General features: G+C 44.1%; 14 protein-coding genes. 8 read left to right on the forward strand and 6 right to left on the reverse strand.

The features are described from left to right. Positions 1–30: 30 nt before the first annotated feature. From pstA to phoU, 3 genes are all read left to right on the forward strand, one after another. On the forward strand, positions 31–1,743 hold the full coding sequence (gene pstA, locus QUF19_RS02875; protein WP_286295721.1) for a phosphate ABC transporter permease PstA: 1,713 nt from the start codon (positions 31–33) through the stop codon (positions 1,741–1,743). Continuing rightward, positions 1,744–2,562, forward strand: coding sequence for a phosphate ABC transporter ATP-binding protein PstB (gene pstB / locus QUF19_RS02880; protein WP_004735071.1), 819 nt, complete (start codon positions 1,744–1,746; stop codon positions 2,560–2,562). Between the two features lie 75 nt (positions 2,563–2,637). Next, positions 2,638–3,336 (forward strand): phosphate signaling complex protein PhoU, encoded by a 699-nt coding sequence (gene phoU, locus QUF19_RS02885; protein ID WP_102438010.1) that lies wholly within the window; start codon positions 2,638–2,640, stop codon positions 3,334–3,336. Between the two features lie 26 nt (positions 3,337–3,362). Here phoU and QUF19_RS02890 read toward each other — a convergent pair whose 3' ends face one another. From QUF19_RS02890 to QUF19_RS02910, 5 genes are all read right to left on the reverse strand, one after another. Then, positions 3,363–3,854: a hypothetical protein gene (locus QUF19_RS02890; protein ID WP_286295723.1), complete on the reverse strand. Its 492-nt coding sequence runs from the start codon at positions 3,852–3,854 to the stop codon at positions 3,363–3,365. Positions 3,855–3,917: 63 nt separating this feature from the next. Beyond that, positions 3,918–4,478: a porin family protein gene (locus QUF19_RS02895; protein WP_286295725.1), complete on the reverse strand. Its 561-nt coding sequence runs from the start codon at positions 4,476–4,478 to the stop codon at positions 3,918–3,920. Between the two features lie 119 nt (positions 4,479–4,597). Next, a complete protein-coding gene (locus QUF19_RS02900) occupies positions 4,598–5,539 on the reverse strand; it encodes a LysR family transcriptional regulator (protein ID WP_286295727.1) in 942 nt (313 codons plus the stop codon). Between the two features lie 100 nt (positions 5,540–5,639). Continuing rightward, the gene (locus tag QUF19_RS02905; protein WP_286298815.1) at positions 5,640–6,383 is read right to left on the reverse strand and encodes a copper homeostasis protein CutC; all 744 of its coding nucleotides are present in this window, start codon (positions 6,381–6,383) and stop codon (positions 5,640–5,642) included. Positions 6,384–6,705: 322 nt separating this feature from the next. Then, a complete protein-coding gene (locus QUF19_RS02910; RefSeq protein ID WP_009848275.1) occupies positions 6,706–7,314 on the reverse strand; it encodes a peroxiredoxin C in 609 nt (202 codons plus the stop codon). A 209-nt stretch (positions 7,315–7,523) separates the two neighbouring features. Here QUF19_RS02910 and QUF19_RS02915 point away from each other — a divergent pair, with 209 nt between their 5' ends. Then, positions 7,524–8,429 (forward strand): hydrogen peroxide-inducible genes activator, encoded by a 906-nt coding sequence (locus tag QUF19_RS02915; protein ID WP_017090958.1) that lies wholly within the window; start codon positions 7,524–7,526, stop codon positions 8,427–8,429. 77 nt (positions 8,430–8,506) lie between these two features. Here QUF19_RS02915 and QUF19_RS02920 read toward each other — a convergent pair whose 3' ends face one another. Next, on the reverse strand, positions 8,507–8,953 hold the full coding sequence (locus QUF19_RS02920) for a CBS domain-containing protein (protein WP_192890014.1): 447 nt from the start codon (positions 8,951–8,953) through the stop codon (positions 8,507–8,509). Positions 8,954–9,288: 335 nt separating this feature from the next. Between QUF19_RS02920 and queA the strand changes: the two genes are divergently transcribed. From queA to secD, 4 genes are all read left to right on the forward strand, one after another. Continuing rightward, a complete protein-coding gene (queA, locus tag QUF19_RS02925; RefSeq protein WP_065105028.1) occupies positions 9,289–10,341 on the forward strand; it encodes a tRNA preQ1(34) S-adenosylmethionine ribosyltransferase-isomerase QueA in 1,053 nt (350 codons plus the stop codon). Positions 10,342–10,569: 228 nt separating this feature from the next. Further along, positions 10,570–11,706 (forward strand): tRNA guanosine(34) transglycosylase Tgt, encoded by a 1,137-nt coding sequence (gene tgt, locus QUF19_RS02930; protein WP_004735086.1) that lies wholly within the window; start codon positions 10,570–10,572, stop codon positions 11,704–11,706. 110 nt (positions 11,707–11,816) lie between these two features. Further along, entirely contained in the window at positions 11,817–12,146 is a 330-nt protein-coding gene (gene yajC, locus QUF19_RS02935; protein ID WP_010440492.1) for a preprotein translocase subunit YajC, read from the forward strand. A 20-nt stretch (positions 12,147–12,166) separates the two neighbouring features. Beyond that, entirely contained in the window at positions 12,167–14,023 is a 1,857-nt protein-coding gene (gene secD, locus QUF19_RS02940; RefSeq protein ID WP_102438021.1) for a protein translocase subunit SecD, read from the forward strand. Positions 14,024–14,031: the final 8 nt, after the last annotated feature.

Consider the following 14,031-nt stretch of genomic DNA (forward strand, 5'->3'; position numbering starts at 1 on the left):
TAGCTGATACAGTTAAAGGGCAGGTGAATCATGTTTAACAAACTCAAATCATTATTATCTTGGGTTAAATCTGGTTCCCCTTGGATCTGGTTAACTGGCGGTGCGGTGAGTATTAGTATGCTCTCAGTACTTGGCCTAATGCTGCTGATCGGTTGGAAAGGTTTAACCTATTTTTGGCCTGCTCCTCTTTATCAATGGCAAGTTGATTCTAAAGATCTATCGTTAGTTGTCGATCTTGATGAAACGGTCTCACAGCAGGATGTGTTGATTGGTCAACTTTACGAACGAAAGTACATCCCGATAGAGCAAGTGCCACAAGCTCATGACTTACTGTCGCCTCAAAATATTGCCACGGGGTTAATTCAACGCTTAAGTATCAAAGTCGCTAATAGAGAGCTTTACCCAGCCGATTTTGTTTCAATACTTGATGTGAATCTGCGTGAACCGACCACTCCGTCAGAATGGGCTGTGATCGAGCGCAGTCGTGGTGGTTATTTCTTTGGGAAACCGGTTGGCTTTAAAACGGCTTCAGGGACATACCAAACCAACATAGACCAAAAACTCCAAGAAGGCTTGGCGTTTGCCGATACCTTACGGGAAGAAACGTCACGAGTTGTGGATCAAGAAATTCGCAATATCAGTTGGCAGTTGGAAAACCTGCGTTTAGAAAAGCGCAAACTCGAGCTCAATGAGTCGGTCAGTGATGAATATCTTAAAACCTATACTAAGACTAAGCTTGAGTTAAACAGTCAGCTTGGTGATGCTGAGATTAAACTCGAGCACCTTAGAACGCAGTTAAATGTGGAAAGCTTGTTGGTTGAAGATATGACGGGTGAGCAGGTCGAGATATCGCTCAGTCATATTCTTGATTACTGGTATCCCAATAACATGTCATACCCTGAAAAGGTTGTGCATTGGGGGAAACAGGTTTGGAAGTTCTTATCTGAAAACCCTCGAGATTCTAACTCGGAAGGTGGTGTTTTTCCGGCAATTTTCGGTACTGTATTACTCGTAATATTGATGTCGATTGTGGTGATGCCTCTTGGGGTTGTTGCCGCGATCTATTTACACGAGTACGCAAAAAATAATGCACTGACACGCTTGATTCGCATTGCGGTGATTAACTTGGCGGGTGTTCCGTCGATTGTGTATGGCGTATTCGGCTTAGGTTTCTTCGTGTATACCATCGGTGGCTCGATCGATTCATTGTTTTATGCCGAGCGATTGCCAGCTCCGACATTTGGTACGCCAGGTCTGTTATGGTCCGCACTGACCTTGGCTGTTTTAACTCTTCCCGTTGTGATTGTCACCACGGAAGAAGGCTTAACACGTATACCTAGCGCGGTGAGACATGGTTCTCTAGCACTGGGAGCGACTCAATTTGAGACCCTGTGGCGCATTGTTTTACCTATGGCAAGCCCTGCGATTATTACTGGCTTAATATTGGCTATCGCGAGGGCGGCAGGTGAAGTTGCACCATTGATGCTGGTGGGCGTCGTTAAATTAGCATCAAGCCTGCCAGTTGATAGCCAATTTCCATACATACATTTGGATAGAAAGTTCATGCATTTAGGCTTTCATATCTACGATGTTGGATTCCAAACGTCGAACATAGAAGCGGCCCGCCCATTGGTGTACGCGACTTCATTTCTATTGGTTACCGTTATCGTCGGCTTGAATTTAACGGCAATCAATATCCGTAATAACTTACGTGAAAAATACCGAACCTTAGGACAAGATTAGATGTTCTCGATTAATGAAACCTTGGGCTACCAAGCGCCACTTGATGTTCACAACCTGAAGGATGAGCAAATTGCTATCTCGATTGAAGGGCTGAATCTCTATTATAAAGAGAGCCAAGCACTTGATGATATCTCTATGCAGATCCCTAAAGGGCAGGTGACGGCTTTTATCGGCCCATCGGGTTGCGGTAAGTCGACATTGCTACGCTGCATTAATCGAATGAACGATTTAGTTGAAGGCTGTAAGGTTTCTGGGAAAGTGAAGCTTCATGGTAAGAACGTGTATCACCCTAAGGTTGATGTCGCGACTCTACGACGTCGTGTCGGCATGGTATTCCAACGCCCGAATCCTTTTCCTAAATCCATCTATGAAAATGTAGTTTATGGATTGAGACTGCAAGGCGTAAGCAATAGCCGAGATCTTGATGATGCGGTTGAGCGCTCTCTGCGCGCAGCTGCGTTATGGGATGAGGTTAAAGACCGACTGCATGAAAACGCATTTGGATTATCTGGTGGCCAACAGCAGCGCTTGGTGATTGCTCGTGCGGTCGCGATTGAACCTGAAGTGTTGTTGTTGGATGAGCCGACATCGGCACTCGATCCGATTTCGACACTGACGATTGAAGAGTTGATCAACGAACTGAAAACTCAATACACCGTTGTTATTGTTACTCATAACATGCAGCAGGCTGCTCGCGTGAGTGACCACACCGCTTTTATCCATATGGGTAAGTTGATCGAGTACTCAGATACCGATTCTATATTTACTTCGCCATTGAAAAATCAAACAGAAGACTACATTACAGGTAGATATGGCTAACGTCTAAGTTCGTGCCATCTAGAGCTAAGTCACTCTTAAATAAATGACTTTATTCATTTCTTTTAAGGAGCTGACATGCATTTTGGTCGCCACATCTCAGGACAGTTTAATGTCGAATTGGAATCTATCCGTACCCACGTATTAACCATGGGTGGGTTGGTAGAGCAGCAGTTGTCCTTTGCGATGCAAGCGCTTCATAAAGATGATGCGGAACTGGCCAAAAAAGTGATTCGTGATGACCACAAAGTGAATGCGATGGAAGTTTCAATCGATGAAGCATGTACTCGTATTATCGCTAAGCGTCAGCCGACCGCAAAAGATCTACGTTTGATTATGGCGATCATCAAAACCATTACCGATCTTGAGCGAATCGGCGATGTTGCCTCAAAAATAGCGCAAGGTGCTATCGAGATCCCTTCAACGAAAGAGCAGAAATTCCATGTATCGCTAGAACCACTGTGTCGACAAGCGATCACTATGCTTCATCAAGTTTTGGATGCTTTTGCGCGAATGGATGTAGATGCCGCGGCAGAAGTACACAAGCTAGATGACAAGCTTGATGCGGAGTACGAAGCGGTGATTCGTCAGCTGATGACATACATGATGGAAGACCCTAAGAACATCCCTAACATCTTACAAGTGATGTGGTCTGCGAGGGCGATTGAACGAGTGGGCGATCGTTGTCAGAATATTTGTGAATACATCATCTATTTCGTGAAAGGCAAAGATGTTCGCCACCTAGGTGATCAAAGCTTAGATGACGTTTTACGATAGTTGTAATTCTTAAAATCCTACTCAATCTAGAAGCTTACTATCGCACCTAGGTTGATGTTGACGGTGGTGTTATAAGGCACGAAAGTCTTATTGTGATCAAACATATTTACGTCTGCACCCGCTCTCAAAGCCAAGAATGAATTGGCTTGATACACATAAGCACCACCCAAACTCAAACCCGTCGCTGTTTTCTTTTCAGTGATACCAGAACGTGTCTTTTCACCATCATAATCAGCAAAACCAATCTCAGCCTGGAATCCGTGTATTTGCTTTGCACCAAACATGTTTTGGATTCCAACGCGATATGAATTCACTGTTTCATCATAACGACCACTTTCATACCAAATATCCGAGTAGCTCAAATAGATTGCTCCAAGCTCAGCAACCTGAGTCATTCCAGCTTGAATACCAAAGCCATGATAGGCCCCGACTTTTATTTCGGGAGAAAGATGAAGCCCACTTGCCGAAACGGAAGAGGAAAGGAGGGTAAGTAAAAGCAGGGGAGTTTTTATCTTCATAACAATACCTAGAGCATATAGCCGTCCGTGGCTGCAATGAATTTTGATTCTAATAGATTGGTCTTAGAACTTGTAACCAAAGGTGATGGACAGTTGATCGATATCGTAATCGTCCATCATGATGAAGTTGAAGCGAAGATCGCTGTATAGACCAAAATCAAAATTTGCTCTAACACCAGTACCGAGCAAAAGTGATGTCTCTGTATTTTTGAGGTTAATATTGCCTCCTGGCTCTTTTAAAGTGAGCTTTTCCTCGACACGAGCAATACCAATAGCACCGTAAGGTTTAATGTTAAATCCATCTAGTAAAAATGCGTAACCAATATCTGAGTCAATTTTCAGCGTTGATACTTTAGAGTCGTATCCATAGCCATATCCATAATTCTCATCGTCTTTGCTTGTGTCCATCGATATATTCACACCAACAATTCGGTTGATGTCATAGCCGTACTCTAACTTCAGGCCATTGCCTAAGTCGCTGTTAGAGTAATCGGAATCAAGGTGGTCAACTTCACTAGAGGTAAAACCTAGTCCCACACGATGACCCGAGTAGTCTGTGTTTGCATAAGCTGCGGTCGCTGTAGATAGGGCAATGATTGTCGTAGCAATTTTAAATAACTTCATAACACTCTCAATAAACTTGATATTGAGCATCCTTACTATGGTTGAATTGATTGACTCCGTGTCTATGAAGTAAATATTAAACAGTGTTTTATTGTTATTCTAAGTAGGTGTTTATATACCTATAATAAGTAATTCTTATTAATCTGTTTCTCCAATGCGGTTTGAATAACATTGAATAACCAGTGAAAAAGCGGGTTGTTCCGATTTTTGGTATGGATATGGCTGTAGACAGCAACTTTCTTATATTCATCTGCAATTAAGATATCAATGGCTCTAAGGCTAGGGTAGCTGTCTATGGGGAATAAGTTTGAATGTGGTAAGTACATATCTGAGTGGTTTAAAACGTCGATAATGGCCATCACGATCTCAGAGCGAAAACCTATTTTATGAGGGACAGAAAGGTCGTCTAAAATCTGTGAAGCTCGACTGAAGTTATCGTTCCAACCCGGTGATATCATCGATGCGATATCGTAGCCCGCCAAATCTTGTGGTGTTACCAAAGATTGTTTGATTGGGTGATCTTTTCTCACTATCAAACGGCCCGTTACTTCAACCATTTGCTTGGCATAGATTTCCTTCGATTGGTTTGGCAGTTGATACGCAACCCCGAGTAAAACTTCCCCTTTTTGAATATCTTCGGCTGACGATGTCGTCCAGCTTGTAAGCTCTAGCTTTGAGTTCGGAGCTTGGGTCATGATCTCTTTGTACAAGGTGCCAGATAAGCAAGAAAGTACGACTGGAGATAAGGCTATTTTTATCGGGTAATCAATGGCTTTTGGATCGAATGCTGTTGAGGAGTTAACGGCTGTCATCAAACCGTCTAAATGAGGGGTGATCTCATTGGCTAGCTGATCGCTAAAGGTCGTTGATTGCAATCCACCATGGACTTTAACAAACAGATCATCGGAGAAATGATAACGTAGCTTTTGCAGAGCTTGGCTAACCGCTGGCTGAGAAACGAATAAACGCTCCGCAGCCTTTCTGGTATTTTTCTCTTGGTAAACAATCAGAAAGGTACGTAACAAGTTTAAATCGAGAGAGCTGAATAGATCCTTAGCCATAACGTTCCATATGTCGCTATATTGAACCTACCAATATACTTGAGTTCCCTGTTTTTACTAGGGGCGCAATTTCAGTGTTTAGTCAGCTCTCGGAGACTCTCTACTTATCGATGGTCGCTCTGAGTTCTTTAATCTTTTGACTACTCGTGATCGGAATTAAGTAGTCGTCCACGTCATCGTGTCCCATCTGAGCTTTTGAAGCTTGTGTCATTAGACTCGGCCTTGTTGATTTTGCAGACAAGTGCAGAGCCTGAACCTTGGCATGCTTAAGAATTTCATAACCATTGTCAGCGGTAACACCGGCCCCAGCCATGATATCTAATCGTCCTTGGCTGAGTGATACCATCTCTTTTAGAATGTTTTTCCCTTGCTCTGCGTTGCTCGCTAACCCAGACGTCAAGACACGCTCACAACCAAGCTCAATAATCTGTTCTAATGCTACTTTATAATCCTGAAGTTGGTCGATTGCTCGGTGAAAGGTGATGCCTAGTTTGAGTTGATGAGCCTTGGTTGCTAGGGTTTGCATCGAAGGCATGTCAATCTCCCCTTCGGGTGTTAATACACCGAGTACCACGCCATTTAAACCAGCATCGGCAGTGGCTTGGATATCGTCAAGCATACACAACACATCATCATCATCGAAAATGAAGTCGCCTTGCCTTGGGCGTATCATAGCGTATACCGGAACCGAGGAAATTCGAGACGCTTGCTTCATCATTCCAAAGCTCGGTGTTAGTCCACCTAATGCCAATGACGAACAGAGTTCGATTCTATTCGCGCCGCCAGATAGTGCGTTATGGAGAGATTCTAGGTTATCGATACAGACTTCAATTTCGGTATTCATCATATTTACTCGTTCTAAGAGATACTGATGAAATAATAGCAATCTAGATACGAATCTGAATAGGTGTCGGTAGCGGAAAATAGGGGTAAAGTTTGAGTTTGCAACTACCTCAATTGCGCATCCGTAGAGACAAGTGAGTGTGAAAGGAAATACGCTGGAGATATAAAAGAAAAAAGCCCGAAGCGTTAACTTCGGGCTTTTAATAGGACTTTACTTCTTAACTGATTGGCGGTGCGCTTTGCGCTATTAGCTTATGCTTTATTTCTCTTTATAGAGAGTCTTCCAACCATTAACCTGAGTTGAGTTCAGGCTTAAGAGGTAATTACTTGCTTAGGTCGTCAGCGTGCTCAGATAGGAATGCTGCAACACCTTGTGGAGATGCGTCCATACCAGATTTACCTTCTTCCCATTGTGCAGGACAAACTTCACCATTCTTCTCGTGGAAGTTTAGTGCGTCTACCATGCGTAGCATTTCGTCGATGTTACGACCTAGTGGAAGATCGTTAACTACTTGGTGACGTACAAGGCCGTCAGCATCGATTAGGAAAGAACCACGGAAAGCAACGCCTGCTTCTGGGTGCTCAACATCGTATGCTTTGCAGATCTCGTGCTTAACGTCAGCAATTAGAGGGTATTTAACTTGACCGATACCGCCATCAGCGATAGCAGTGTTACGCCATGCGTTGTGAGAGAATTGTGAATCGATAGAAACACCGATTACTTCAACGCCTTTAGCTTGGAAATCTTCTAGACGGTTGTCGAAAGCGATTAGCTCTGAAGGACAAACGAAAGTGAAGTCTAGTGGGTAGAAGAAAACTACAGCTTTCTTACCTTTAGTGAATTCTGCGAAGTTGAAGTTATCAACGATCTCACCGTTACCTAGAACAGCTGCTGCAGTAAAGTCAGGGGCTTGACGACCTACTAGTACCATTTGGAATCTCCTAAAAAATTAGTTGGCCCAACACATCTTTGTTTGGGCTCCGTTTCTACGGGACAAACTATAGTACAATCGGTACTATAGAAAAAAGCGAATTAAATAGATTAAGTTAATCGAAAAAAGCGATGAGCTTAATCTTTGCCCAGTCCTTAGGTCTGCTGACCTTTACATAACTTATCCTACTCATATTACAAAGTAATTTCATGAATAAATGGCCAAGTCTTAAGCAGCTTCACTATCTTGTTACCCTTCACGAAACTCGTCACTTTAGTGATGCAGCGGATCGCTGTTTCGTGAGTCAATCGACACTAAGTAAAGGCATTCAAAACCTCGAAGAGCTGATTGGTTGTCCGCTATATGAGAAGAAAGATAAAAAGAGCCCATTGGTTTTCACTCAAGCGGGTGAGCTGGTAGTTAAGCACGGTCGAGAGTTATTGGCGAAAGGTCAAGACTTGGTTGAGCTCGGAAATCTATGCAATGGTGATGCGATGCAAGGTCAGCTGCGAGTGGGGTGTATTCCTACCATAGCACCATTCCTTTTATGTGATTTGGTCCAAGAAGCCAACCATCGTTTCCCGCAGCTAAACTTACTATTGCGTGAAGACACGACGACCAACTTATTGGCTGCACTGCGTCATGGTGAGTTAGATGTGTTGATTCTGGCTCTGCCTGTCGATATCGACAACATGGAGAGTAAAGTTGTAGGGCAAGACCCTTTCCGTATGGTGATCAGTCGCAATCAAGCCGATGGTATTCGTGTCCCAATTAAATATGACGACCTGCCGGATGAATCTGTTTTTCTATTAGAAAATGAACACTGCTTAACCGAGCACGCGGTATCAGCTTGTAAGTTAACGGATAAAGAGAAGATAAACCCATTTACCGCGACAAGCCTACACACATTGGTGCAAATGGTAGCAAATGGTTTAGGAACCACCTTTATTCCGCAGATGGCTATTGACCACGGTTTATTGGAAAACCAAAATCTAGTGGTTATTGATCCCCCTGGTCAGCAAGCGTACCGAGATATCGGCCTTGTGTGGCGACCAAGTTCATCACGTCGCGAAACCTTCCATCAACTAGCCGATGTGGTTTCTGAGTTGCTGTAAAAACTGTCGTAGACACCTACGTATTCCCCCTACCTTTGAGCGGCTATTTAAGCCGCTCTTTTTGTAGCTTCCGAGCGTTACTCTACTTCAGCTTCTTCCGGCTCTACTTCTTCTTGCAGTTCCAACAAATTGATCGCTATTGTGACGAAATCGCTGTCTGTAATAATCCCCACTAATTCGTAGTTTTCTACAACAGGTAAACAGCCCACTTTGTGTTTCTGCATATAGATAGCCGACTCTTTTAATCCTGCACGCGGCTCTACTGACATAACGCTTTTGTGCATGATGTCGTTGAGTGGTGTTGAGAGAGTAAAAGATTGAGCTTGTGGGATATTTTGTAGGCTGGATTCTTGAGCGGCAAGAACGTCTCGTTGTGTGACGACGCCAAGTAGCTTTCTGTCGGCATCAACGACTGGGATATGGCGGATATCAAGCGCTTCCATCATGTGCTTAGCGTCGGCCAGTGAATGTGAGCGCAATAGAGTATGAGGGTTGCGAGTCATCATATCTTCAACCTTGATCATACGAACCTCCTTATTTTTTAATTTGTTGCTATTACTATAGTTTTTTATCCAAAAAATAACTGAGAGCTGACGCATTTTTGGGGGAGTTTTATGCAACTAATTCTCGAACTTTAAGAGGTGAATCGGTAGCATTATTTTACGCCTCTTTACAATAATCCATGGCTGTAAACCTTGCTATTGCGGCTCGTGTGCCTATACTAGCCCACTGCGAAATTTTTAGTCGCGCCTGTGATATGTTTACGGTAGCTATTTCCTTACGGTAACGGTTTATTGGCGGCAGCGATTTATGATTCGTCAACGATACAAACCTCATCAACTAAGACAAGATTAGACACATGCAAGTTTCAGATTTTCACTTTGACCTACCAGATGAACTTATTGCTCGCTACCCTCAAGAAGAGCGTACAGCAAGCCGACTGCTTAAATTAGACGGTAATAATGGCAACCTAGCTGATGGTTCGTTTAAAGACGTTTTAGACTTGGTTGAACCAGGTGATCTTGTCGTTTTCAATAACACTCGTGTTATTCCTGCTCGCGTATTCGGTCGTAAGGCATCAGGCGGTAAGCTTGAAGTGCTTGTTGAGCGTATGTTGGATGAGAAAAGCATTCTGGCGCATGTTCGTTGTTCTAAATCACCAAAGCCGGGCACTAAGTTGTTCCTTGGTGAGAACGATGAATACGAAGCTGAAATGGTGGCGCGTCATGATGCGTTATTTGAAATCCATTTCACATCCGATCAAAGCGTTTTAGATATTCTAAACAATGTCGGTCACATGCCATTACCGCCTTATATCGATCGTCCAGATGAAGACGCCGATAAAGAGCGCTACCAGACTGTCTATAATGAAAAGCCAGGTGCAGTTGCTGCGCCAACAGCTGGCCTTCATTTTGATGACAAGTTAATGGCTGGCATGAAAGAAAAAGGTGTTGAGTTTGCTTACGTGACACTCCACGTTGGTGCTGGCACATTCCAGCCCGTTAAAGTGGACAACATCAATGATCACCACATGCATGCAGAGTACGTTGAAGTGCCGCAAGAAGTGGTTGATGCCGTAGCGGCTGCAAAAGCTCGTGGCGGACGTATCATTGCTGTTGGTACAACATCTGTGCGTTCACTAGAAAGTGCAGCGCAAGACGCATTGAAAAAAGGCACTGAGCTCGTTCCTTTCTTTGGTGATACAGAAATCTTCATCTTCCCTGGCTATGAATATCAGCTAGTGGATTGCTTGATTACCAATTTCCACTTACCAGAATCAACACTGATTATGTTGGTGAGTGCATTTGCTGGTTATGACAATGTGATGGGCGCATACGATCACGCAGTGAAGAGCGAATATCGTTTCTTCAGCTACGGTGATGCCATGTTCATCAACAAGAAAACAGCATAATTTATAGCTTTGGTCTTAAAGCTCAAAGCTTGGTGAGCTAATAGATTCACCATTAGCTCCAAAATATTTACGGGTGCTAGCAGTAGGCTAGGAGTCGGGCAGGTCACTGTCTAATCTCTCGCAAGGAATACGCGACCGCTCCTCATAGAACTCGCTAGATTGAACTTATGTTTAGCTTAAGGTTCTGAATTATCAGTCAGATTGTTTCTCTGGCATATTGGAGGCTTCGTGAAATTAAAATACGAACTTAAAAAAACAAACAGCGGCGCACGTCGTGGTCAACTTCAGTTTGAACGTGGTAGCGTTGAAACACCAGCATTCATGCCAGTAGGTACTTACGGTACGGTTAAAGGCATGACTCCTGAAGAAGTGAAAGACACCGGTGCTGAAATCCTACTAGGTAATACGTTCCACCTATGGTTACGCCCTGGTCAAGAAATCATGAAACTGCACGGTGACTTGCATGACTTCATGAACTGGAAAGGCCCGATTCTGACTGATTCAGGCGGTTTCCAAGTATTCAGCCTAGGTGCTACACGTAAAATCACTGAAGAGGGTGTTCACTTCCGTAACCCTGTAAACGGTGACAAGATCTTCATGGACGCTGAAAAGTCGATGGAAATCCAAAAGGATCTAGGTTCAGACATCGTAATGATCTTTGACGAATGTACGCCTTATCCTGCGACGCATAAAGAAGCTAAAGACTCAATGGAGATGTCTCTTCGTTGGGCTCAGCGTTCACGCAATCACTTTGATAAGCAAGAAAACCCGAACTCACTATTCGGTATCGTTCAAGGTGGCGTATACGAAGACCTTCGTGATGTATCCGTTAAAGGCCTAACAGAAATTGGTTTTGATGGTTACGCTGTTGGCGGCCTAGCAGTAGGCGAACCAAAAGAAGACATGCACCGTATTCTTGAGCACACATGTCCTCAACTACCTGAAGATAAGCCACGTTACCTAATGGGCGTAGGCAAACCTGAAGACTTAGTTGAAGGTGTTCGTCGTGGTATCGACATGTTTGACTGTGTTATGCCAACGCGAAATGCACGTAACGGCCACTTGTTTGTGACTGAAGGTGTGATCAAGATCCGTAATGCGAAGCATAAAACCGATACAACACCACTAGATTCAGATTGTGACTGTTACACTTGTAAGAACTACAGTAAGTCTTACTTACATCATTTGGATCGCTGTAATGAAATCCTAGGTGCAAGACTAAACACTATCCATAACCTGCGTTTCTACCAACGAATCATGTCAGACATTCGTCAATCTATTGATGAAGACCGTTTTGAAGAGTTCGTTGCTGAGTTCTACGCAAGAATGGGGCGTGAAGTGCCACCACTAGGTAAAGAATCTTAGTATTTCTTTTTTGCGAGCCCTATCTCTCTTCCGAGTGATGGGGCTTGAAAATAAAGGGATGCAACCCAATTAGACAAACAATTACTAAAATATAATAGAGGATGTTTTTAATGTTTATTTCTCAAGCTCACGCAGCAGCAGAAGGTGCACCAGCAGGCGGCGGTTTCGAAATGCTTATCATGCTAGGTATGTTCGCTGTGATCTTCTACTTCATGATCTACCGTCCACAAGCTAAGCGCGTAAAAGAGCATAAGAACCTTATGTCTTCTATGGGCAAAGGCGATGAAGTTCTAACGAGCGGCGGTCTGATTGGTAAGATCACTAAGATTGCAGAAGACAGCGACTACGTTGCTATCGAACTGAACGCAAACAACGAAGTTGTTATCAAGAAAGACTTCGTTACAGCAGTGCTACCAAAAGGTACTCTGAAATCTCTATAAACAGCTAGAGGATCCTCGCTGTGCTAAACCGTTATCCGTTATGGAAGTATTTGATGGTGATGTTTGCCATCGCTATCGCTGCGTTGTACGCACTTCCAAATATATACGGTGAAGATCCGGCAGTTCAAGTTACAGGGGCGCGCGGCGCCTCTGTAGATCTGTCTACGCTGGATGCTGTCACCGACGCTCTTGAAGCAAAGAGCCTTTCTACTAAATCCGTTGCTCTAGAGAACGGTTCCATTCTTGTTCGCTTTAACGATACAGATACGCAAATCAGTGCCCGTGATATCATCACAGAAGCACTAGGCGATGACGTTATCGTTGCTTTAAACCTAGCTGCTTCAACTCCTGATTGGCTCGAGTCTATTGGTGCTGCACCAATGAAACTGGGTCTTGACCTGCGTGGTGGTGTTCACTTCTTAATGGAAGTGGATATGGACGCTGCAATGGAAAAGCTCGTTGGCCAACAAGAAGAAGCGTTCCGTAGCGAACTTCGTGAAGAAAAAATCCGTTACCGTGCTATTCGCCCATCGGGTAAAGATGCCGTAGAAGTGATTCTGCGTAACGAAGAGCAGCTTGCTGAAGCGAAATCGCTACTGCAATCTAAGCACCAAGATATGACGTTCGTAGATTCAGAATCTAACGGTCGTTTCTCTTTGATTGCTAACTTCACTGAAACTCGCCTTCAAGAAATCCGCAACTACGCGGTAGAGCAAAACATTACCATTCTACGTAACCGTGTTAACGAACTTGGTGTTGCTGAACCTTTGGTTCAACGTCAAGGCGCTAGCCGTATCGTAGTGGAATTGCCAGGTGTTCAAGACACGGCTCGTGCTAAAGAAATTTTAGGCGCAACCGCAACTCTTGAATTCCGTGAAGTGGACAGCAGTGCCGATTTGGCCGCTGCAGCTTCTGGTCGTGCTCCTGCTGGTAGTGAAATCAAGCAAGACCGTGATGGTCGCCCTGTGGTACTCAAGAAACGCGTTATCTTAGGCGGTTCTAGCATTACAGATGCAAGCTCAAGTGTTGATGAATATGGTCGCCCACAAGTTAACATCTCGCTAGACAGCGAAGGTGGTAGCAAGATGTCTACGTTCTCTCGTCAAAATATCGGTAAGCTAATGGCAACCGTATTTGCAGAGTACAAAGACAGCGGTCGTAAAACACCTGAAGGCCGAGTGATCCTAAGTAAGCACGAAGAAGTGATTAACCAAGCGACGATTCAATCTGCGCTTGGCCGTAACTTCCGTATTACAGGTATCGATTCAACGGCTGAAGCTCATAACTTGGCACTTCTACTGCGTGCTGGTGCATTGATTGCTCCTATCTCGATTGTAGAAGAACGTACGATTGGTCCATCTATGGGTCAACAAAACATCGATATGGGTATCATGGCGATGGTTTGGGGTATGGCTGCAGTAATGCTGTTTACACTGCTTTACTACCGTACTTTCGGTTTGATTGCGAACGTCGCTCTGATGGCTAACTTGGTGTTGATTATTGGTGTGATGTCGATGATTCCTGGCGCGACAATGACGCTACCAGGTATTGCCGGTATCGTATTGACGGTCGGTATGGCAGTCGATGCCAACGTTCTTATCTTTGAGCGTATACGTGAAGAACTTCGAGATGGACGCAGTCCACAGCAAGCGATTCACCAAGGTTATGCAAACGCATTTAGTACAATCGCCGATGCCAACATCACCACACTACTAACAGCAATCATTCTATTTGCTGTCGGTACAGGTGCGATTAAAGGCTTCGCGGTAACGTTATCAATCGGTATCTTGACTTCAATGTTTACAGCTATTATCGGAACACGTTGTATCGTGAACCTGATGTATGGCGGTAAACGTGTTAAGAAACTGTCGATCTAAGGCTAGGA

Origin of the sequence: Vibrio sp. FE10 (assembly GCF_030297155.1) — a bacterium.
GTDB lineage: Bacteria > Pseudomonadota > Gammaproteobacteria > Enterobacterales > Vibrionaceae > Vibrio > Vibrio apostichopi.

What these genes read in the sequence shown, in the direction of transcription:
- pstA (WP_286295721.1), top strand. Translation starts at nt 31, where the DNA reads ATGTTTAACAAACTCAAATCATTATTATCTTGGGTTAAATCTGGTTCC.
- pstB (WP_004735071.1), top strand. Translation starts at nt 1,744, where the DNA reads ATGTTCTCGATTAATGAAACCTTGGGCTACCAAGCGCCACTTGATGTT.
- phoU (WP_102438010.1), top strand. Translation starts at nt 2,638, where the DNA reads ATGCATTTTGGTCGCCACATCTCAGGACAGTTTAATGTCGAATTGGAA.
- QUF19_RS02890 (WP_286295723.1), bottom strand. Translation starts at nt 3,854, where the DNA reads ATGAAGATAAAAACTCCCCTGCTTTTACTTACCCTCCTTTCCTCTTCC.
- QUF19_RS02895 (WP_286295725.1), bottom strand. Translation starts at nt 4,478, where the DNA reads ATGAAGTTATTTAAAATTGCTACGACAATCATTGCCCTATCTACAGCG.
- QUF19_RS02900 (WP_286295727.1), bottom strand. Translation starts at nt 5,539, where the DNA reads ATGGCTAAGGATCTATTCAGCTCTCTCGATTTAAACTTGTTACGTACC.
- QUF19_RS02905 (WP_286298815.1), bottom strand. Translation starts at nt 6,383, where the DNA reads ATGAATACCGAAATTGAAGTCTGTATCGATAACCTAGAATCTCTCCAT.
- QUF19_RS02910 (WP_009848275.1), bottom strand. Translation starts at nt 7,314, where the DNA reads ATGGTACTAGTAGGTCGTCAAGCCCCTGACTTTACTGCAGCAGCTGTT.
- QUF19_RS02915 (WP_017090958.1), top strand. Translation starts at nt 7,524, where the DNA reads ATGAATAAATGGCCAAGTCTTAAGCAGCTTCACTATCTTGTTACCCTT.
- QUF19_RS02920 (WP_192890014.1), bottom strand. Translation starts at nt 8,953, where the DNA reads ATGATCAAGGTTGAAGATATGATGACTCGCAACCCTCATACTCTATTG.
- queA (WP_065105028.1), top strand. Translation starts at nt 9,289, where the DNA reads ATGCAAGTTTCAGATTTTCACTTTGACCTACCAGATGAACTTATTGCT.
- yajC (WP_010440492.1), top strand. Translation starts at nt 11,817, where the DNA reads ATGTTTATTTCTCAAGCTCACGCAGCAGCAGAAGGTGCACCAGCAGGC.